The organism is Kitasatospora sp. NPDC096147, assembly GCF_044763225.1.
Lineage (GTDB): Bacteria > Actinomycetota > Actinomycetes > Streptomycetales > Streptomycetaceae > Kitasatospora.
Genome location: NZ_JBIWFX010000008.1, coordinates 97,600 through 118,185 on the forward strand (window position 1 = coordinate 97,600; position 20,586 = coordinate 118,185).

At 75.1% G+C, this 20,586-nt stretch carries 16 protein-coding genes; 11 read left to right on the forward strand and 5 right to left on the reverse strand.

Features of this window, described 5'->3' with window-relative positions; genetic code table 11:
• Positions 1 to 28 precede the first annotated feature (28 nt).
• The 3 genes from ACIRBX_RS24310 (at position 29) to ACIRBX_RS24320 (ending at position 3,978) form a co-directional block, all read left to right on the forward strand.
• Positions 29 to 568: an ArsR/SmtB family transcription factor gene (locus ACIRBX_RS24310; protein ID WP_402299391.1), complete on the forward strand. Its 540-nt coding sequence runs from the start codon at positions 29 to 31 to the stop codon at positions 566 to 568.
• The gene (locus ACIRBX_RS24315) at positions 565 to 1,860 is read left to right on the forward strand and encodes an MFS transporter (protein WP_402299393.1); all 1,296 of its coding nucleotides are present in this window, start codon (positions 565 to 567) and stop codon (positions 1,858 to 1,860) included. The genes ACIRBX_RS24310 and ACIRBX_RS24315 overlap by 4 nt, the downstream gene beginning before the upstream one ends.
• 159 nt (positions 1,861 to 2,019) lie before the next feature.
• Positions 2,020 to 3,978 carry a protein kinase gene (locus ACIRBX_RS24320; protein ID WP_402299395.1) on the forward strand — a complete coding sequence of 653 codons (1,959 nt, stop codon included), beginning with the start codon at positions 2,020 to 2,022 and terminating at the stop codon, positions 3,976 to 3,978.
• Positions 3,979 to 4,308: 330 nt separating this feature from the next.
• On the opposite strand, the gene ACIRBX_RS24325 is transcribed toward ACIRBX_RS24320, so the two are convergent.
• Together ACIRBX_RS24325 and ACIRBX_RS24330 are read right to left on the reverse strand one after the other, a co-directional pair.
• On the reverse strand, positions 4,309 to 5,013 hold the full coding sequence (locus ACIRBX_RS24325; RefSeq protein ID WP_402299396.1) for a M24 family metallopeptidase: 705 nt from the start codon (positions 5,011 to 5,013) through the stop codon (positions 4,309 to 4,311).
• Between the two features lie 65 nt (positions 5,014 to 5,078).
• Positions 5,079 to 5,714 carry a GNAT family N-acetyltransferase gene (locus tag ACIRBX_RS24330; protein ID WP_402299397.1) on the reverse strand — a complete coding sequence of 212 codons (636 nt, stop codon included), beginning with the start codon at positions 5,712 to 5,714 and terminating at the stop codon, positions 5,079 to 5,081.
• Positions 5,715 to 5,953: 239 nt separating this feature from the next.
• On the opposite strand from ACIRBX_RS24330, the gene ACIRBX_RS24335 reads away from it, so the two are divergent.
• Positions 5,954 to 8,734: a M4 family metallopeptidase gene (locus ACIRBX_RS24335; protein WP_402299398.1), complete on the forward strand. Its 2,781-nt coding sequence runs from the start codon at positions 5,954 to 5,956 to the stop codon at positions 8,732 to 8,734.
• A gap of 77 nt (positions 8,735 to 8,811) precedes the next feature.
• Positions 8,812 to 9,177, forward strand: coding sequence for a UBP-type zinc finger domain-containing protein (locus ACIRBX_RS24340; RefSeq protein WP_402299400.1), 366 nt, complete (start codon positions 8,812 to 8,814; stop codon positions 9,175 to 9,177).
• Positions 9,178 to 9,246: 69 nt separating this feature from the next.
• On the opposite strand, the gene ACIRBX_RS24345 is transcribed toward ACIRBX_RS24340, so the two are convergent.
• Positions 9,247 to 10,761 carry an FAD-binding oxidoreductase gene (locus ACIRBX_RS24345; protein WP_402299402.1) on the reverse strand — a complete coding sequence of 505 codons (1,515 nt, stop codon included), beginning with the start codon at positions 10,759 to 10,761 and terminating at the stop codon, positions 9,247 to 9,249.
• A 304-nt stretch (positions 10,762 to 11,065) separates the two neighbouring features.
• Between ACIRBX_RS24345 and ACIRBX_RS24350 the strand changes: the two genes are divergently transcribed.
• The gene (locus tag ACIRBX_RS24350) at positions 11,066 to 11,968 is read left to right on the forward strand and encodes a LysR family transcriptional regulator (RefSeq protein WP_402299403.1); all 903 of its coding nucleotides are present in this window, start codon (positions 11,066 to 11,068) and stop codon (positions 11,966 to 11,968) included.
• A gap of 50 nt (positions 11,969 to 12,018) precedes the next feature.
• Here the strand turns inward: ACIRBX_RS24350 and ACIRBX_RS24355 are convergent, their stop codons facing one another.
• On the reverse strand, positions 12,019 to 13,257 hold the full coding sequence (locus ACIRBX_RS24355; RefSeq protein ID WP_402299404.1) for an MFS transporter: 1,239 nt from the start codon (positions 13,255 to 13,257) through the stop codon (positions 12,019 to 12,021).
• 146 nt (positions 13,258 to 13,403) lie between these two features.
• Here ACIRBX_RS24355 and ACIRBX_RS24360 point away from each other — a divergent pair, with 146 nt between their 5' ends.
• Positions 13,404 to 13,709: a GNAT family N-acetyltransferase gene (locus ACIRBX_RS24360; RefSeq protein WP_402299406.1), complete on the forward strand. Its 306-nt coding sequence runs from the start codon at positions 13,404 to 13,406 to the stop codon at positions 13,707 to 13,709.
• A gap of 325 nt (positions 13,710 to 14,034) precedes the next feature.
• A complete protein-coding gene (locus ACIRBX_RS24365; RefSeq protein ID WP_402299408.1) occupies positions 14,035 to 14,877 on the forward strand; it encodes a geranyl diphosphate 2-C-methyltransferase in 843 nt (280 codons plus the stop codon).
• 37 nt (positions 14,878 to 14,914) lie between these two features.
• Here ACIRBX_RS24365 and ACIRBX_RS24370 read toward each other — a convergent pair whose 3' ends face one another.
• Entirely contained in the window at positions 14,915 to 16,564 is a 1,650-nt protein-coding gene (locus ACIRBX_RS24370; RefSeq protein ID WP_402299409.1) for a hypothetical protein, read from the reverse strand.
• A 171-nt stretch (positions 16,565 to 16,735) separates the two neighbouring features.
• On the opposite strand from ACIRBX_RS24370, the gene ACIRBX_RS24375 reads away from it, so the two are divergent.
• From ACIRBX_RS24375 to ACIRBX_RS24385, 3 genes are read left to right on the forward strand one after another with little or no spacing between them, the layout of a single operon-like run.
• Positions 16,736 to 17,776, forward strand: coding sequence for a polyprenyl synthetase family protein (locus ACIRBX_RS24375; protein ID WP_402299410.1), 1,041 nt, complete (start codon positions 16,736 to 16,738; stop codon positions 17,774 to 17,776).
• Positions 17,773 to 18,741, forward strand: a complete 969-nt coding sequence (locus ACIRBX_RS24380; protein ID WP_402299412.1) for a 4-hydroxy-3-methylbut-2-enyl diphosphate reductase — start codon at positions 17,773 to 17,775, stop codon at positions 18,739 to 18,741. Before ACIRBX_RS24375 ends, ACIRBX_RS24380 begins: the two co-directional genes overlap by 4 nt.
• Complete coding sequence (locus ACIRBX_RS24385) at positions 18,738 to 20,558, forward strand: 1-deoxy-D-xylulose-5-phosphate synthase (protein WP_402299413.1); 1,821 nt, start codon at positions 18,738 to 18,740, stop codon at positions 20,556 to 20,558. The genes ACIRBX_RS24380 and ACIRBX_RS24385 overlap by 4 nt, the downstream gene beginning before the upstream one ends.
• Positions 20,559 to 20,586 lie beyond the last annotated feature (28 nt).

Consider the following 20,586-nt stretch of genomic DNA (forward strand, 5'->3'; position numbering starts at 1 on the left):
ATGGTCAAGAAGTGTTGACCATTAGGGCGTGCCTACCGATGATCTTCCCGAGACGCTCCACGTCACCACCGACGAGCAGCTGCGTGCCGTCTCCAACCTCACCCGCCACCGCATCATGGCCGTGCTCCGCTTCGAGCCCGCCACCATCACCCAGCTCGCCGACCGCCTGGGCCTGGCCAAGGGCAGCTCCAGCTACCACGTCCGCCTGCTCGAACGGGCCGGGCTGGTCCGGGTGGTGCAGACCCGGAAGGTCCGGGGCGTCACCGAGCGGTACTACGCGATGGCCGCGCGGTCGATCGTCCTGCCGAAGCGGGGCACGGGCGAGCCGGACGTGCTGATGCGGCACGCAGTGGCCGATCTGGAGGCCGCCCCGGTGGACGGCGAACGCCAGGTCCGGATGGCCCACCTGCGGCTCACCGAGGCTCAGTTCGCCGAGCTGGGGGAACGGCTGAACGCCCTCGCCGACGAGTACCGCGAGCTGTCCGACCCGTCGCTGCCGGACGTGTCACTGGTCTTCGCGCTGTTCCGCCCGGCCGCCGGCGAGAAGACCGAGGAGGGCACCAAGTGACGTCGGAGAGCAAGAAGTTGCCCGTCGGCTTCGGCCGCCTGTGGACCGCGCAGACGGTCTCCTCACTCGGCGACGGCGTGTCACACGCCGCGCTGCCGCTGCTCGCCCTCACCCTGACCCGCGATCCGATCGCGCTCGCCGTCATCACCGCCGCCGGGACGCTGCCCTGGCTGCTCTTCGGGATACTCGGCGGTGCGCTGGTGGACCGCTGGGACCGCCGACGCACCATGTGGGTCACCGACGCCGTGCGGGCGGTGCTGCTCGCGGTCCCGGCGGGCGCGGCGGTGCTCGACCTGTTGAGCGTGCCCCTGCTGGCCACCACCGCCTTCCTGCTCGGCCTCGGCGGCCTCTTCTTCGACACCGCCGCCACGGCCTACCTGCCCGACCTGCTCGGCCGTGACCCCGCCGTCCTGGAGCGCGCCAACTCCCGTCTGCGCAGCGCCCAGACCGCCGCCTCCGGCTTCGCCGGACCGCCTGCCGGCAGCGCCCTGCTGGCGCTCGGACGGGCCGTGCCGCTGCTCGCCGACGCGCTGTCCTTCGCGGTCTCCGCCGCTCTCGTGCGGTCCCTGCCCCCCGTGCCCCGGCCCCTCCCGGAGGCCCGCGAGTCACTGCTGCGGCAGGCCCGGGCCGGCGCCTCCCACGTCTTCCGCGACCGGCTGCTGCTCGGGCTCGCGCTCCGCCCGGCGGTCGGCAACGTCGCCTTCCTCGCCCTGGAGACCGTGCTCGCCCTGTTCGCCCACGAGCGGCTGGGCATCGGCGCCTTCGGCTTCGGCCTGCTCCTCACGGCGGAGGCCGCAGGGGGCCTGCTCGGCGCCGGTCTGGCCTCCTTCCTCGGCCGACGCCTCGGCACCGGCACCGCCCTGACCTGCACCGCCGCCCTGGAGGGCTTCGCGATCCTGCTCCTGGCCGCCGCCCCGGGCCCGTACGTGGCCGGGCTGGCGCTCGCCCTCTGCGGAGCCGGTGTCGGGGCCACCATGGTGCTCGCCCCTTCGCTCCGTCAGGCCGTCGTCCCCGCCCACCTGATGGGCCGGGTCGCCTCCACCTCCCGCATGCTCAGCATGTGCGCGGCCCCGTTCGGCGCCTTCCTCGGCGGCTGGCTGGCCACCGCCTACGACGTGCGCACCCCCCTCTACGCCGCCGCCTTCCTCCTGCTCGCCATGACCGCCGTCACCTCCACCATGACCGGCAACCGCCGGGTCGAGGCCGCACTCCGCGCCGCCGCGGCCACCACCGCCCCGACCACCAGCGCCCCGACCACGGACCCGGCGCCCGTCCCCCAGCCCACGGCCTGACGGAGCGTCGTCCGCCCGACCGTCCCGACCGTCCCCGACAGGGGCGGGCTCCGGCCACCACCACGACCCGCACGGTTCGTCCCGGACCGATCCTTGGGTGGCCTGCGCCGGACCGGTGGTGTTCGAAAGCTGTCCGCCGGAGCCCCTACGATGACCGCCATGACTACTGGGGGCCCGGGCGGCCAGCTCGTCGACGGGCGCTTCGAACTGCTGGAGCGGCTCGGCGGCGGCGGCATGGGTCTGGTCTGGCGCGCGCGGGACACCGTGCTCCAGCGCGAGGTGGCGCTCAAGGAGGTCCGGCCGCCCGACCCGGCGATGCTCGCGGCCGATCCGGCCGCCGCGTACGAACTGCGCGAACGGGTGCTGCGCGAGGCCCAGGCGCTGGCGCGGCTCCAGCACCCCAACGTAGTGATCATCTACCACATCGTGGACACCCCCGAACTCCCCCATCCCTGGCTGGTGATGGAGCTGGTGACGGGTGGTTCGCTGCACGACCGGATCGGCCGGGGGCGGCTCTCGCCGCCGGAGGCCGCCAGGATCGGCCGGGGCGTGCTCTCCGCGCTGCGCGCGGCGCACGCGGCCGGGATCCAGCACCGCGACGTCAAGCCGGGCAACGTGCTGATGCGCACCGACGGCACCCCCGTGCTCACCGACTTCGGCATCGCCGCGCTGAGCGGCTCGACCAGCCTGACCGCGACCGGATCGCTGATCGGTTCGCCCGAATTCATCGCCCCCGAGCGCATCCGGGGCCAGGAGGGCAATCCGTCCTCCGACCTCTGGTCGCTCGGCATGATGCTGTACGTCGCCGTCGAGGGCCACCACCCGCTCCGCCGGGCGACCAGCCTGGCCACCCTGGCAGCCGTGCTGGACGAGCCGCTCCCGCCGCCGGTGCAGGCCGGCCCGCTCGGGCCGACACTGACCGCGCTGCTGGCCCGCGATCCGGCGGTCCGGCCGGACGCGGCCGAGCTGGACCGGCTGTTCGCCGCCGCCGAGCAGGGCATCGACGGGACGATGGGCGGCGTCCAGCAGTGGCCCACCCAGGTGAGCGGGCCGATCCCGTACACCCAGGCCCGGTTCGACTCCCCGTACGCCGCGCCTTCCGGGCACCCCTCCGGGCATCCGGGGCAGTGGGGCCCGTACGGGCCGGACGCGCCACAGACACCGAACGGGGCGCGCGAGCAGCACTCCGGGCCGACCGGTTGGCCGACCGGGCCGTCGGCCGGACAGGGCGGTTGGCCGTCCGGGGCGACCGACCGGCCCTCCGGGCAGACGCCCTGGCCGTCCGCCGGCCCGGGCGGGAGCGGCCCGCAGGACCGGGTGCCGGGGCAGTCCGACAGCGGACCGCAGGCGTGGAAGCAGCCGGAGCCCGCCGAGCGACGGCCCGCCCGCCCCCGCCGGGCCGGGCCGCTGGTGGCTGCCGCGGTGGCCGGGGTGCTGACCACCGGGCTGCTCGGCTGGGCCCTCACGCACGGCTGGTTCAAGGCCGGTGGGGGCACCGAGAGGACCGCCGGCAAGGGCACCAACTCCGCTCAGCAGAACCCGGGTTCGGTCTCCGGCAGCGGCGCCAAGACCGTCACCCCGGGCAGCACCGCCAGCGGCAGCACCTCCGTCGGCGACACCCCGTCCTCTCCCGCCGCGAGCACCGGCGCCACCAAGGCCCCGCCGGCGGCCGACCCGGGGCTCGACCTGCTCACCCCGGCCGGGGCACTCGCCCTGGTGACCTCGATCCAGGCCGCCACCGGCAGCACCGTGATCACCGACATGACGGTCTATCCGGAGCACGCCAGCGCCAAGGTGGTCTCCAAGGACAACCCCAAGCGCTACGAGGACGTCACCTACCGCGCGGGCAAGGCCACCGTGAAGCCGGGCGGCGCAGTCACCGGCAACAAGGGAACCGCCGACCTCACGAAGATCAACTGGAACCAGCTGCCCACCAACCTGGCCACCACGCAGACCCAACTCGGCGTCGAGAAGCCGGAGTCCCGCTACATCATCGTGGACTACGGCTGGTTCGCCGAGGAGATCACCATCCGCTACTACGTCTCCGACGACTACAGCGGCGGCGGCTACCTCACCGCCGGAGCCTCCGGCAAGGTCCTCAAGGTGGTCAAGCCCTGACGGAGCCTCACCAGGGCGGCGGCCCGCACGGCCGGTACGGTGATCACGCCGACGCACGGCCGGGCGCGAGCCCCTCGCCGGTGCGGCCGCACGGAGCGGGGGGCGTGCCCGGGTGGCCGCCCGGCCCGACGTCGCCGACCTGATCACGACCCGCCGTACCCGGCCAGGCAGACAGGTGGGTGGACACGCAGGTTCGCCCGGCTTCAGCCCGGCCACCTCGACCAAGGCCTCCTCGCCCGGCCCCTCGGGGTACCGTGCCGGCGCCCGGCCGATCCCACCCGCCCACGCCCCCGCGCGGGCCACGAGCGGCCCGGCCTTCCGGGTGGTCCGTCAGGCGAGGTCGAGGAGTTGTTCGTGGAAGCCGCCGAAGCCCCGGGCGGGGTCGATGAGGTGGACCTCCAGGATCCAGTGGCAGCGTCGGCCGGCCCGGTCGGTGCGGCGGAGCGGGGTGTGGTTCTCGGGGGTGACGTAGGACTCGGCCTTGGCACCGTCGATCGTCTCGTGCGGGAACTCGCCGACCAGGTGGCCGGCGTGCCAGCCGCCGAGGGCCCAGCCCCGGTCGGCCGCCAACCGGGAGACCTCGGCGTGGAGTTCGGCGCCGGTGATGTCCGGGGCGGCGTGGAAGGCGGCCCGGCCGGCCGCGAAGACGGCGGCGAGATCGTCGCGCAGGCGGTGCTTGTGCGGGTCATCGCCGAGGACGAAGGTGCGGCCGAAGTCGGCCTCGTACTCCTCGAAGATCGGGCCGAAGTCGGCGAAGGCGATGTCGTCCTCGCCGATCACCCGGTCCGGCGGGTTCTCCTTGTACGGGTGCAGGGTGTGCGGGCCGGAGCGGACGATCCGCTTGTGCCAGTGCTTGGTGGTGCCGAACAGCTCGTTCGCCAAGTCCCGGATGAGGTCGCTGACTTCGCGCTCCCCGACGCCGGGCGCCACCAGGCCCCGGGCCGCCACCTCGGCGAACAGCCGCTCGGCCTTCGCCTGGGCCTCGACGAGCCCGAGGGCCCGCCGCTCCTCGTCCGTGCGGTCGGATGCTCCCACGGCACCGCTCCTCTCGTGATCGTCCGTCCGGCCATCCTGCCCCGGCCCGGCGCCGGACGCGAACCTCACGGCCGGTTCTCCGTCAGGGCCGGGGCCAGCCGGCGCTCCAGCTCGGCGCGGCACTGCGGCCAGTCGGCCGCGATCACCGAGTACATCGCCGAATCGCGCAGTCCGCCCTGCTCGCCCGGCGCCCAGGACCGCGACCAGTTCCGCAGCACACCCTCGAACCGCGCGCCGACCGAGGCCAGGGCCGCCCGCGAACGCGCGTTCCGGGCATCGGTCTTGAGGTCCACCCGGGCCACGCCCCACTCCTCGAAGGCGTGCCGGAAGAGCAGGTACTTGGCCTCCCGGTTGATCCCGCCGCCCTGGGCCGAGGCGGCCAGCCAGGTGAAGCCGACCTCGACCGCGAACAGCTCCTCCCGGCCCGGCAGAGACCTCGGGTCCAGGTAGGCGGTGGCACCGACCGCCCGGCCGGTGTCGGTCCTGACCTGGGCGTACGGGAGGATCAACCCGGCTTCAGCACGCCCGAGTTGGATCTCGACGTACTCCTCGGCCTCGGCCGCCCTCGGCACCCAGGTGTAGCCGTAGGAGCCGCGCTCCTCCTCCACCGCCTCGGCCAGATCGCCCACATGACGCCTCGCCAGCGGCTCCAGCCGCACCCGCGCACCGGTCAGCACCGGCCCCTCCGTCACGAAACCCATCGCCCCAGCCTTCCAGGCCGGCCGCCGGACGGCGCTCCCCGTCCACCTGGTGGAAGCCGGTCGGCGCACCAGCGGGACTACATATGACGTCCATCGACATATAAAGAGAAATGGCCTATGTTCATCACACGGCGGACGGCCGGCTCCGGAGAACGGACGAGCCGTCAGGAGGGCGTCCGCCGTGCTCGCGCGGGCCGGCCCGAGGCCGGCCGCCGTCGTTGTCCCGAGGGAGGACCGCAGTGCAGCACCGTTCCCGTACACCCCTACTGCTCGGCACCGCCGTGGCCGTCGTGCTGGGCATCCCGGTCGGCGTACCGCCGGCCTTCGCCGGACCGGCCGGGGGGCCGGACCAGGGCCCGGCCGTCACGGTCGGCGCCGACGCCGATCCGGTGCCCGGGCTGGTGCCCGGCACCGGCACGGAGGCCCCGCAACTGGTCACCGGGCCGGCCGAGGCGGCTCCGGGCGCCGATCCGGCCGAGGCGGCCCGGGCCCACCTGGCCGCCCACCGGGACCGCTACCGGATCGACCCGGCGCAGCTGGTGGTCACCGGCGTGCAGAGCGGGGCGGACGGCCGGCGCACCGTCAGGTTCGAGCAGCGGCACGCCGGTCTGCCGGTCTTCGGCTCGGCCTACCTGGTGCGCCTGACCGGAGAGGGGCCGGCGCAGCGGGTCGAGTCGGCCGGCGGCAAGTACTTCACCGGGCTGACCGTGCCGGTAGCCCAGGCCGTCCCGGACGAGGCGCTGCGCACGCTGGCGCTCGCCTCGGTCGAGGCCGGGCCGGCCCGCACGGGGCTGACCGCCGAGGACCGCGGGCGGGTCGTGCTGCCCGGTGGCGGCGGGCGGCTGGTGCGGCACTTCACGCTGCGCGGCACCGACCGCTCGGCCTGGGAGGGCAGGTCCCGCGAGGTCTACCTGGACGCCGGCTCCGGCGCGGTCGCCCTCGCCGTCACCGCCCGGACCGGCACGGACACCCCGGCGGCAGCCGCCGTGAAGGCCCCGGCGGACCCCGGGCTGACCCCCGCCACGGGCACCGCGCCGGACGCCAAGGGCGGCCGGGTCCCGGTGAACGCCGCGCGACTGCCCGACGGCAGCTACCAGTTGATCGACCTGACCCGGCCCGCCCGGCTGACCGTCTTCGACGGCGGCGGCCGACCGGTGAACCAGGTCGGCGGCCAACTGCCCGACACCATCCGCCCGGTGAGCTCGCCCACCCCGGACTTCCCCGCCTCGCTGGCGGCCACCGGAGCCGCCGAGGCGCAGCGCAACGCCGCCGCCGTATACGACTTCTTCCACGACCGGCTCGGCCGCGACGGCATCGACGGGGCGGGCGGGCCGATCGACGCGCTGGTGAACGTGACCGACTGGGACGGCGCCAGCCTGCCCAACGCCTCCTGGGGCAGCGGCCGGATGACCTACGGCGGCGGCAACGACGCGCTGTACCCGTTCGCCGTCGCGCTGGACGTCGCCGGGCACGAGATGACCCACGGGGTGATCGAACGCACCGCCAAGCTCGTCCAGCGCGACCAGTCCGGCGCGATGGACGAGGCGATCGCGGACTACTTCGGCAACGCGGTGCAGGTCACCCGCCTCGGCATCCCGATGACCGACCCGAAGGCCGCGCTGCTCGGCGAGGAGCTCTGCCGCACCGGCACCCCGGAGGGCTGCGCGACGCGCCGCTTCGACCTGGGCCGCACCACGGTGAAGGACTACGTCGGCTTCCCGTTGGGCCTGACCCAGGAGAACGTGCACGACAACTCCGACATCTTCAGCGGCGCGCTCTGGGACATCCGGCGGGCCCTGGACCCGGCGGTCGCCGACCGGCTCGTCTACCGGACGCTCACCGAGTACCTCACCCCGCTGGACACCTTCGTCGACGCCCGGCACGCGGTGCTCGCGGCCGGCCGCTCGCTCGGCCTGAGCAAGGCCCAACTCCGTTCGGTGACAGCCGCGTTCGACGCGCACGGGATCAAGGACGGCTGGGAGCGGCGGATCGGGATGGACAGCCGCGCCGTGTTCGGCTCGCTGTCCGGCGCCTCCGAGAACAAGGTCGCCGTGGCGAACGGCCGCTGGGTGCTGCCCGACACCCGGGACGGCTACCTGCGCCTGGTCACCGGGAAGGTCGGCAGCTCGGCCCCGCCGGTGCAGCTCACGCCCACCGGGGACCGGACCTCGCACCTCTCCCCCGCCACCGACGGCACCTCCGCCGCCTGGATCGCCCAGAGCTACACCGACGGCCGGCCCGTCTGGTCGGTGCTGGTCCGCCCGCTGGACGGCGGCACCACCCGCGCCGTCCAGGGCGCCGCCTCCGGGATGATCGGCCACGTCCGGGTCTGGGGCCGCTACGTCGCCTTCACCGCAACGGACTTCGGCACCGGAAGCACCGGGCTCTGGCTCTCCGTGGACAGTGCACCGGCCACCCCGGTCGAGCTGCCGCCCGGCCACCAGGTGGAGGACCTCGCGCTCCGTGGCGACCTGCTCGCCCGGACCGAGCAGTGGCAGCAGGGCGAGCGGACCGTCCGGGTCCAGGTGCTCCGCTCGCTGGCCACCGGCCTGGACGTCGCCCGGTACCCGGTGAGCGGGAACGACGGCACCGACGGCGCCCGGGACGCGTACGCGCACCACCTGACGCTGACCTCGGACCGGGTGCTCTGGCTGGAGCAGCCGTCGGACTACCGCCGGGGCACCTCGATCCGCTCCGCCGCCCCGGACGGCTCCGGCGTCACCGACCTGCTCACCGGCAGTGCCGAACAGCCGAGGGTGATCGAGGAGTTGACCGCATCGGACCAGGCCGTCACGTTCTCCTACGGCCTCGCCCGGACCACCGGCCGCAAGATCACCAACGAGGACCTGCCCAAGCTCTGGCAGCTCCCGGTCACCGGCGGCACCCCGCAGCGCCTCTCCTGCAACCGGGGCGGCCAGTACCTGCCCGCCGCCGACCGGGGCACCCGGGTGCTCTGGGCCGACTCCACCCCCGGCCGCACCGACCTGGTGCTGCGCGACCGCCCGGCGGTCACCTGCTGATCCGTCAGGCGCGCCACGGCGCCCGACCCGGCCTGCGCCCCGTCGTCCTACGACGGGGCGCAGGTACGGTGAGGGGCATGAGCGAGGAACAGCAGTGGCAGGTCGCGGTGGACCGGGGGCTGGTCGTGCAGCGGACCTGTGACCATCTCGACGGCCTGCCGCTCGCCGCGCCGTCGCCCGGCGGCCCACCGCCCGAGGACGGCCCGGAGCGGCCCGGGGACGCCCCGCCGGCCTGCGAGGACTGCCTCCGGGAGGGCACCACCTGGGTCCACCTGCGGGCCTGCCTGAGCTGCGGACGGATCGGCTGCTGCGACAGCTCCCCCGGTCGGCACGCGCACCGGCACGCACGCTCCGTCGCCGGACACCACGTCGCCCGGTCCGCCGAGCCCGGCGAGGCCTGGGCGTGGTGCTACACCGACGAGCTCTACCTGCACCCGGCCTGACGACCCCGCACCCGGACAGGTGCCTCGACCGGCAGGCAGGCACCGTGCGGCCGGCGGCGGGACGCCGGCTCAGGCGCGGGCGACGGACTGCGGGAAGGCGAACACGCCGTCCGGGTCGTAGGCGGCCGAAACCGCCTTCAGGCGGGGGAGGTTGGCGCCGTAGTAGGCGGTGCCCCAGTCCGGGAGGGTGGCGTCGATGTAGTTGACGTAGGCCCCGGTGGCCCCGAGCGCGGCCAAGCCGTCGCGGACGGCGTCGACCGAGGCGGTGACGGCGGGCTGCGAGGAGCGGGTGGCGCTCGCGTAGACCTGGGCGGTGGCCAGGGCGGAGCGGTGCGGGAAGGCCGTGGCGTCGGGCGCCAGGTCGGCGACCGCGCCGCCGAGCGAGTCCAGCAGCAGGTCCAACCCGGTTCTCCCGTCGAGGAGTTCGACCAGCCGGGCCGGGTCGACCGGGGCACCGAGCACCCGGGACACCGCGACGAAGGAGGACCGGGGCAGTCGGCCGCCCTCGGAGACGGGGTGGCACTGGGCGATGGTGTCGTTGGCGCAGCCGGCCATGTACTTCATCGCGTCCAGGTAGCTCTTCGGCAGCGCGGTGCGGGAGGTTGGCTGCACCCCTACGGCGGTCACCAGGGCGTCCAGCAGCGGGGCCAGCCCGGCCGGCGGGCCGACGTAGCAGCCGCCGACCCGGGCGGTGGGCGGCCGGCCGCCGGAGAGCACGCAGTTGGACCACAGCTCGGGCGGTACGTCGGCGATCCAGCGCTGCCAGGCGCCGGTCACCTCGACCGCCGAGCCGCTCGGGAAGCGCAGTGCGAAGACGGTGAGGTCGGGGGCCGGGGCGGTCCGGAAGGTGAAGGAGGTGACCACCCCGAAGTTGCCGCCACCACCGCCGCGCAGGGCCCAGTACAGGTCGGGCTCGCACTCCTCGGAGACGGTGAGCGTCCGGGAGTCGGCCGTCACCAGCTCGGCACCGGCCAGCCGGTCGCAGGTGAGCCCGTAGCGGCGGGCCAGCACGCCCACCCCGCCGCCGAGGGTGAGCCCGCTGACGCCGACGGTGGGGCAGGAGCCGGCCGGGAGCAGCCGGCCGGCCGCCGCGAGCGCCGCGTAGACCTCGATCAGCCGGGCCCCGGCGCCGACCCGGGCGGTGCCGTCCGGCGCCACCTCGACCCGGGCCATCGGCCGCAGGTCCATCACCAGGCCGTCGGCGGGCACGCTGTAGCCGAGGTAGCTGTGGCCACCGCTGCGGGCGGCGATCGGGACGCCGTGGCCCCGGGCGGCGTCCAGGCACCACTGGACGTCCCGGGCGGAGGTGCAGGAGGCGACCGCGGCCGGGTACTGACCGTCGTTCAACTCGTTGTAGCCGAGCCGGGCGACGGGGTAACCCGGGTCTCCGGGCTGGAGCAGGCGCCCGTCCAGCCGGGCCCGCAGCGCGGCCCAGTCGGGCGGCACCACCCGTCCTGTGGCCACCGCACGTCCCGTGGCCACCGCCCGACCCCGGGCCGCTGCCCGGGCCGGGCCGACGCCGGTCACGGCCAGCGCCCCGCCCAGCCCCATCGCGGTCAGGAACCCCCGTCGGTCCATGGTCATCCGCCCGCTCCTCCCGTTCGCCACCGGCCATCCTCGCTCCGTGCACGTCCGACCTGACGGAGGCTCACCCGGCCCGGGCCACACGTCACCTCAACGGGTGGCGCGCGCCCGCCCGGCCCGCAGGACCGTCGGGTCCCCGGGAGCGGGCTGCGCACGCCGGGGCCCGCCACGGCGGAGCCGGCACCGGAGCAGCGGGCCGACAGCCGGACGGCCAGCGGCAGGCGCGCGAACGGGCGCGCGGACGGGCAGGCAGGCAGCCAGACCGGCAGGTCAGGCCCCCGGGGCTGCCGCCTAGACTGCCCGGATGGATGCTTCGAGCCCCGCGACCCCGCTGCCCGAGCTCCCCTTGCAGGAGTTGGAGTGCTTCTCGGTGCTCGTCCACCTGCTGCACTTCGGCCGGACGGCCGAGCGGCTCGGGGTGTCGCAGGGCCGGGTCTCGCAGCTGATCAAGCGGCTGGAGCGGCGGGTCGGCGCGGAGCTGTTCCGGCGGACCAGCCGTCGGGTCGAGCTGACCGAGCTGGGGCGCGAGCTGGCGGGCCAGGTGGTGCCCGCCTTCGAGCAGCTCCGGGAGGGCTACCGCACTGCCCGGGCCCGGGCGGTGACGGCGGCTCCGCTGCGGCTGGGCTTCCAGTGCGCGGTGTACGAGCCGGTGGCCCGGGTGATCGCGGGCCTGCCGGAGGGCGCGGTGCAGCTGGTCGAGCTGCCCTGGGCGGACCCGTTCTCGCAGCTGGCCCGGGGCGAGGTGGACCTGGCCATCGTGCTGGCGCCCTGCCGGGAGCCGGAGTTCGAGGTGCTGCTGGAGTTCTCCCGGCAGACGGTGTACGTCGCGGTCCCGGCCGGACGGCGGCTGGGCGGGGCGGCCGGGGTGAGCGGCGAGGAGCTGGCCGGCCTGCCGCTGGTCGAGCCGCGCGGCCCGGCGCCCGGGTACTGGCGGGAGGTCAACGCGCCCCGCCGCACGCCGGGCGGACTGGAGCTGTCCTACCCGGTGGGCGCCGGCACCGTCCAGGAGGGCCTGACGACGGCCGCCGCCACCGGCCGGGGGCTGCTGCTGTGCGAGTGCAGCACCACCTACCTCCGACGGCCGGCCCTGCGCTTCCTGCCGGTTCCGGAGCTGACCGCGAGCACCCTGGAGGTGGTGCAGCACGGCCGACGGCCACACCCCACGGCCGCCGCCTTCGTGGCCCGGCTGGCGCGCACCGTGGTCTGAGCCGGCGTCAGCCCCCGTGGGCTTCACCACCCGGGCTTCACCACCGGACGTCAGCGCGCGGCCCCGGGCCGGGACACCACCGTCAGCAGCAGGCCCGCCGCCACCGTCACCGAGGCCGTCAGCAGCACCGCGTCCGTCCCGGCCCGGTCCACCACGAGACCGCCGGCCGCCGAGCCGAGCGCGATGCAGGCGTTGAACACGCAGGCCCAGAGCGCTGCCGTGGCCTCGAACTCCGCCGGGGCCGCGATCCGCACCCAGGTCTGGGTGGAGACCGACACGCCACCGTAGGAGACGCCCCAGAGCACCAGCACCAGGAGGACCGTGACGACCGAACCCGTGGCGTGCGGCAGCAGCAGGGTGGCCAGCGCGATGCCGGCCAGGGCGATCACCAGGGCCGCCCTGGGGCGGCGGCCGGAGAGCGGTCCGACGGTGAAGTTGCCCGCCACGCCCGCGAGTCCGTACACCAGCAGGCAGGCGGCGACGGCTCCGCCGGTCAGGGCGGCCCCGCCCACGTCGTCCCGGGCCGCCTCCAGGGCGGGCCGGACGTAGGTGTAGCCGGCGAAGTGGCCGAGCACCACCAAGGCGGTGACGGCGATGCCGGTGGCCACGCCCCGGTGGCGCAGCGCGCCGAACGGTCCGCCCGGCCGGGCCGGCCCGGAGGCCGGCAGCGGCGGCAGGGTGAGGGCGAGCACGGCGGCGCAGACCACGCCGAGCGCGGCCAGCGTCCAGAACGCGGCCCGCCAGTCGAGCAGCACGGCCAGGTAGGTGCCGAGCGGCACGCCGAGCACGGAGGCGACGGAGACTCCGGAGAAGATCACCGTCATGGCGAGCGCGATCCGGCGGCCGTCGGCCAGCCGCGGGCCGAGGCTCGGCACCAGGCCCCAGACGATGCCCAGCGCACCGCCCAGCAGCACCCGGCCGACCGCGAGCACGGTGAAGTCCGGTGCCAGCGCGCAGAGTCCGTTGGCCAGGGCGAGAAGCAGCATGAACGCCACCAGTACCGTCCGGCGGTCGCGCCGGCCGACCAGGGTGGGGGCGAGCAGTGAGAGGGCGGCGGCGATCAGACCGGTGATGGTCAGCGAGAGGCCGGTCACGCCGTCGGTCACCCCGAGGGCGTGCGAGATCGGGGGCAGCAGACCGACCGGCATCATCTCGGAGGACACCAGGGTGAAGGTGACCAGCCCGACGGCGAGCACCGGCGCCCAGCGGTGGGCCCCGGGCGGGGCAGCGGTGAGCTGGGCCGGGTCGGCTGCACCGGCCGTGACGGTGCGGGTGGGGGTGTCTGTCATGCCGTCAGCTCACCAGCCGCGGAAGGGCCCGGACAAGATCGGATGGCTCATCGACCGATGAGCCCCGCTCATCGATCGCACGCCTGCGCAGGCTAGGTTGACCGGGTACCGACCACCACCCGCCCCACCGCACGGAGGAGCCCCTCATGGAGCCGTCGATCACCGACAACGCCGAGCTGTCCCGCTTCGAGATCCGCGAGGACGGCGCGCTGGCCGGCTTCGCCGAGTACCACCGCTCGGGCGCGGAGATCGCCTTCATCCACACCGAGATCGACGCCGCCTTCGAGGGCCGGGGCCTGGCCGGGAAGCTGGCACGGGCCGCCCTGGACGCGGCCCGGGAGCAGGAGCTCGCGGTGCTGCCGTACTGCCCGTTCATCCGGGGCTGGATGCACAAGCACCCCGAGTACGCCGACCTGGTGCCCGCCTCGCACCGCGCCCGCTTCGGGTTCTGACGACCGCTCGGCCGCCGGGCGGCACCACCCGCCCGGCCCGCTGCGCCAAGCCAACCCAAGCCAAGCCGGCCGGCCGGCCGGGGAGCCGCTGCCCGACCGGTCCCTGTTCTCCACCGGACCGCCGCCCCGCTGCTGCGGGACTTCCCCGACCGGACCGGCCCTGACCGGCCCGGAAGGGCCCCGCGGAGGCCCGTTCAACCCCGGCGGACTTTCAACAGGCCGGTGCCCCGCACGCGCTTCCGGGCGGGCCGGGGCGGTGGGTTACTTGGTTCCGGAGCGGCCCGCCCCCGGGCCCCCACCCCGGTACCGAGAGGAGCACCACGGCATGAGCACCGTCGCCCCCCACAGCCCCTACCAGCAGGACATCGCGAACTACTGGAACGCGGAGGAACGTCCCGTCAACCTCCGCCTCGGCGACGTCGACGGCCTCTACCACCACCACTACGGTGTCGGGGACGTCGACTGGTCGGTCCTGGAGACGGCGGAGACCGACCGGGACCAGGCCGTCATCAACGAGCTGCACCGGCTGGAGACCGACCAGGCGCACCTGCTGATCAAGCACCTCGGCGAGGTCAAGCCGGAGCAGCGCATCCTGGACGCCGGCTGCGGCCGGGGCGGCACCTCGGTGCTGGCCCACCAGACCTTCGGCTGCCACGCGGACGGCATCTCGCTCTCCTCCAAGCAGGTCGACTTCGCCAACCGGCGGGCCCGCGAGCTGGGCATCGCCGACAAGGTGACCTACCACGTCGGGAACATGCTGGAGACCGGCTTCACCCCCGGTGGCTACCAGGCGATCTGGAACAACGAGTCCACCATGTACGTGGACCTCCGGGACCTGTTCGCCGCGCACTCCAAGCTCCTTGCCCGGGGCGGCCGTTACGTGACTATCACCGGTTGCTACAACGACGTGTACGGGCAGCCCTCCAAGGCGGTCTCGACCATCAACGCCCACTACGAGTGCAACATCCACGCCCGCTCGGAGTACTTCGCGGCGATGGCGGCCAACCGCCTCGTGCCGGTGCACGTGGAGAACCTCACCCCCGCCACCATCCCCTACTGGGAGCTGCGCACCCACTCCTCGGTCACCACCGGGATCGAGGAGGCCTTCCTCAGCTCCTACCGGGACGGCAGCTTCCAGTACCTGCTGATCGCGGCCGACCGGATCTGACCGGCCGTCAGCCGGCCCCCGGTCCCGCCGAGGGGCGTCAGCGCTCGGCCTCCGGTGCCGCCCTGGGCCTCGGCACCAGGGGTCCGAGCCGCCGCCCGCCCGGCCCGCCCCCGCCCCTGCTCCGGCCCGCGCTCCCGGACGGAGGCCCACCGACCCCGGCGGCGACCCCCACGGCGCCGATCCCGCTGCCCGCCCAGCCGGACCCACCGACTCCGGCCCCACCGACTCCGGACCCGCCAGCCCCGGGCCCGGACCCGCCGGCCGCCCCGACCACCCGTCCCGCCCGGGCGAGCACCCGTCGGGCGGCCGGCTCCCTCCGGTAGCTGCGCAGGCCCCGGCGCAGCTCGCCGAGGGCGGCGTCGCCCCGGGCCGAGGAGACCAGCGGGTAGTCGTCGAGGAAGCGCTCCCAGGTGGAGCAGGCGAGTTCGAGCTGCCCCTGGGAGAGCTGGAGGCCGGCCAGCCGGGCGGTGGTGAGCATCCGGGCCCGGCGCTCCTGAGGGGGCCTCAGCCGGAGCGAGGCCGCCAGCGCCGTGCAGGCGGCCGGCAGGTCACCGGCCGCCGCCAGCACCTCCGCCTGCTGATGGGTGAAGGCGGCCAGGTGGTAGCCGCCGAGCACGGCTCCCTGTCCCTCCGCGCGCTCCAGCAGGCGCTCGGCCCGGCCCAGGCCGGCCAGCGCGGCCCGGCGCCGACCGGACCCGGCCAGTGCGAGGGCCTCCTGGCCGACCACCGAGGCCGCCGCCTGCGCGGGGAGCCGGCCGATGTCCCGGGTGGCCTCCTGGGCGAATTGCAGCGCGAGCCCGGGATTACCCAGACCGTACGCCTGGACGCTCATCTGGCGCACGGCAATCGCATATCGGGCCGGATCGTTCGCCTCGGCGGAAAGCCGGACCGCAAGCTGAAAATATGCCTGCGCAACGCCGTGGAGATTCTCGTCGAAGGACATGAATCCGGCCAGGTATGCCAGATCTCCACTGGCCTGCCGGAATCGGCGGCTGACCGACGGCGAGGCGGGACAGCAGAGCCGCGCGGCGATGTCGGTGGACAGGTAGGACGTCAGGGCCGGGCGCAGCCGGACCCCGCCGAACACCTCGTCCGCGAGCGCGAACAGACCCACCATCAGCTCCGCGCCCCGGATGTGGGCCGAGCCGATCCGCTCCCGGGAGTCCGGTGGCGGCGGACCTCCGGCGGCGAACGGCAGGTCCATCACCGGGGCGTACGGGAGCCGCTGGAGCACCCGGCGGGCGACCGTCCCGTTCTCCGCCAGCTCGCGCAGCCGCTCGTGCACCAGGACCACCCCGAACGACCCGGGCCCCGCCGTGGCCTGCTCCGACTCCGGGTCCGGCCCCGGTCCGGGCCCCGGCCACGACCCCGGTCCCGGGGTCCGGTCCGGTCCGGGGTGCCCGGCCGGGCCCGCCGTCCGGCCGGCCGGCCGCCCCGGTGCCAGACCGGCGTCCTCCGGCCGGACGGTCCGGCCGAGCCGGTGCGTGAGCACCCGGCAGATCACCTCGCACACCTGCTCGCGCGGTCGGGTGCCGGCCAGCCAGTGGGCCACCGCCGTGCGGTCGTAGCGCACCACGAGGGCGCTGCGGCGGCCTTCGGCGTTCACCGCGTGGGCGAAGGCCTGGCCCGTCCAACCCGTCTCGTCGAGCAGCGAACGGAGCCTCAGATTCGGTGTCCTGGATTTCACGGCACCCCCTACCGGATCGCTGCTCGGGGGATTTCCCCACACCGAACATCCTTTCCAGGCCCGGCCGGTCGACCGGCGGGCGCAATACCCACTGTGGCGGCCCGTCGGGGGGCCTTGCAAGAGGCCCCGGAAAACCGGGCAGAGGCAGTCCAGAAGGAGGCGAATCAGCAGATGAGCGCGATGACGACCGACCACGACGAAAACCGGACCGGTCCGCTGCTGGAGCGGGCCAGGGGTCTGATCGACGCCGAGTTGCAAGCCTGCCTCCAGGACCTGCCGCCCCGGATGCGGCTCATCTGCGGCTACCAGCTGGGGTGGTGGGACGCGCTCGGCGCCGGGCGGCCGGGCGGCACCGGCAAGGCCCTGCGTCCCGCGCTGGCCCTGGCCGCCGCCCGGGCCACGGGCGGTCTTGCCGAGCACGCGGTGGCCGCCGGGGCGGCGGTGGAGCTGGCCCACAACTTCTCGCTGGTGCACGACGACGTGGTGGACAAGGACGAGACGAGGCGTCACCGCCCCACCGCCTGGAAGGCGTTCGGCGTCCCGGACGCGATCGTGGCCGGGGACGCGATGCTGGCCATGACCTCCCGGGTCCTGGTCCGGCACGACCACCCGGGGCTGGCCGAGTCGGTGCGCCGGCTCGGCGCGGCGATCGCGGAGCTGTGCGAGGGGCAGCACCTGGACTGCTCCTTCGAGCGCCGGGCCGGCGTCGGCCTGGCCGAGTGCCTGGAGATGGCCGAGGGCAAGACCGGGGCGCTGTTCGGCGCGGCCTGCGCGCTGGGCGCGCTGGCCGCCGGGGGGACGGACGGGCAGGTGGCCGCGCTGGACACCTTCGGCCGCCGGCTCGGCCTGGCCTTCCAGCTGGCGGACGACCTGCTGGGCATCTGGGGTGACCCGGCGGTGACCGGCAAGCCGGTCGGCGCCGACCTGCGGACCCGGAAGAAGTCGCTGCCGGTGGTCGCGGTACTGGCGATGAAGTCGGAGCCCGCCCGCCGGCTGCGCGCCCTCTACTCGGTCAACCGCCCCCTGAGCGCCGCCGAGGTGGCCCGGGCGACCGAACTGCTGGAGCTGGCCGGGGGCCGGCTCTGGGCCCGCGAGCAGGCCGATCACCACCTGCTCTCCGCCCTGGACGTGCTGGACCGCTCGCTGCTCCCCGGCAGCGACGCCACCGAGCTGCGCGCCCTGTCCACCCTGATCACCCGGAGGAAGCTGTGAGCACCCCTCGGAGGACCGAACTCCTCGCCCGCACCGTCCTGTTGGCCGCGCCCCGGTCGTTCTGCGCCGGAGTGGAGCGGGCCATCGACGCGGTCGAGCGGCTGCTGGACGCGCCGGGCCGCGAGGCTCCGGTGTACGTCCGCAAGCAGATCGTGCACAACACCCACGTGGTGGCCGGCCTGGCCGCGCGCGGGGCGGTCTTCGTCGAGGAGCTGGACGCCGTCCCGGAGGGCGCGACCGTGGTCTTCTCCGCGCACGGCGTCTCGCCGCAGGTCCGCGAGCAGGCCCGGGAGCGTGGCCTGACGGTGGTGGACGCCACCTGTCCGCTGGTCACCAAGGTGCACTCGGAGGCCCGCCGGTTCGCCGGCCGGGGAGACACCGTGGTGCTGATCGGGCACGCCGGCCACGAGGAGGTGGAGGGCACCCTCGGCGAGGCCCCGGAGGCCATGCTGCTGATCGAAACCCCCGAGCAGGCGGCCGAGTTGACCGTCCCCGACCCGGCCAGGGTCAGCTACCTGACCCAGACCACGCTGGCCCTGGACGAGACCGCCGAGGTGGTCGGGGCACTGCGCGAGCGCTTCCCGCTGCTCCAGGCCCCGCCCGGGGACGACATCTGCTACGCCACCACCAACCGCCAGCTGGCCGTCGAGGCGGTGGCGGACCGCGCCGACCTGGTGCTGGTGGTGGGCTCGGAGAACTCCTCCAACTCGGTCCGGATGGTCGAGGTGGTCCGCCGGGGCGGCACCGAGGCCCACCTGATCGACGACGCCTCCGGGATCGACCCGGCCTGGCTGGCCGGCGCCCGGGTGATCGGGCTCTCGGCCGGCGCCTCCGCCCCGCCCGAGCTGGTGACCGCGGTGATCGAGGCGCTCGGCGCCCACGGCCCGGTCACCGTCGAGGAGTTGACCACCACCGTGGAGGACGTCGTGTTCGCGCCTCCCGCACCAGTGAGGGACCAGTCATGACAGCGCCCACCACCCTCGCCACCACCGAGGACCGGGCCCTGCCCGGCCCGCTCGGGATCCTGGACGGTCCCGGTCACCTCAAGGACCTCCCGGCCGGCATCCTGCCACTGCTGGCCGAGCAGATCCGCACCCTGCTGATCGACAAGGTCACCGCCGTGGGCGGCCACCTCGGCCCCAACCTCGGCGTGGTCGAGCTGACCATCGCGCTGCACCGGGTCTTCGACTCGCCGCGCGACACCCTGCTCTTCGACACCGGCCACCAGGCCTACGTGCACAAGATGCTGACCGGCCGCCAGCACGACTTCGACGGGCTGCGCCAGGGCGGCGGCCTCTCCGGCTACCCCAGCCGCAGCGAATCGCCGCACGACGTGATCGAGAACAGCCACGCCTCCACCGCCCTGTCCTACGCCGACGGGATCGCCAAGGCCCGCGCCCTCGCCGGCGAACGCGGCCGGGCGGTGGTCGCGGTGGTCGGCGACGGCGCCCTCACCGGCGGTCTCGCCCTGGAGGCGCTGAACAACCTCGGCGCCGCCCCCGAACGCCCGGTGGTCGTGGTGCTCAACGACAACGAGCGCTCCTACGCCCCCACCGCCGGGGCGCTCGCCGCGCACCTGGCCGCCCTGCGCGCCGGCACCGCCCGGGGCAACCTCTTCGAACAGCTCGGCCTGGCCTACCTCGGCCCCGTCGACGGCCACGACCTCACCGCCCTCGACCTGACGCTGCGCCAGGCCCGTGCCCTGACCCGGCCGGTGGTGGTCCACGTGCTGACCCGCAAGGGCCACGGCTACCCGCCCGCCCGTGCCGACCACGCCGAGCAGATGCACGCCATCGGCGTCCTCGACCCGCTCACCGGCCGCCCCGGCTCCACCGGCCCGCAGCGGACCTGGACGGACGTCTTCGCCGAGCAGCTCGTCAGCCTCGGCGCCCACTACCCCGACCTGGTCGCCGTCACCGCCGCGATGCCCGGCCCGACCGGCCTGGCCCGCTTCGCCGAGCACTACCCCGAGCGCTTCCACGACGTCGGCATCGCCGAGCAGCACGCGGTGGCCAGCGCGGCCGGCCTGGCCACCGCCGGGGCCCGGCCGGTGGTCGCCGTCTACTCCACCTTCCTCAACCGCGCCTACGACCAGGTGCTGATGGACGTCGCCCTGCACCGGCTCCCCGTCACCTTCGTGCTCGACCGGGCCGGCGTCACCGGCCCCGACGGAGCCAGCCACCACGGCATGTGGGACGTCCCCCTGCTCGCCTCCGTCCCCGGCCTGCGGCTCGCCGTCCCGCGCGACCCGGCCTCGCTGCGCACCCTGCTGGCCGAGGCGGTGGACGACCAGGAGCACCCCACCGCGCTGCGCTTCCCCAAGGCCGCCGCCGGGACGGACCTGCCCGCCGTGCACCAGCTCGGCCCGGTCGACGTCCTGCTGCGCACCGGCATCCAGGAGGTGCTGCTGATCGCGGTCGGCCCGCTGGCCGCCGAGTGCCTGGAGGCCGGGCGCCACCTGGCCGGCACCGGCCTCGGCACCACCGTGGCGGACCCGCGCTGGGCGCTGCCGGTCTCCCGCGAGCTGCTCGACCTGGCGGGCGCGCACCGGCTGGTGGTCACCGTCGAGGACAACGTGCGCAGCGGCGGCGTCGGCGACGCGATCGCCCGGGCGCTGGCCGACCGGGGCTCGCGGGTGCCGGTCACCTCGCTCGGTCTGCCGGGCCGCTTCCTGCCGCACGGGCCCCGGCCGGAGCTGCTGGCGGCAGCCGGGCTCAGCGCCGAGTCCATCGTGCACGCCGTGCTCCGCGCCCGGGCCGACCGGGCGCACCCGTTCACCTGACGGCCCCTCAGCCCACTCGGGAGAGACG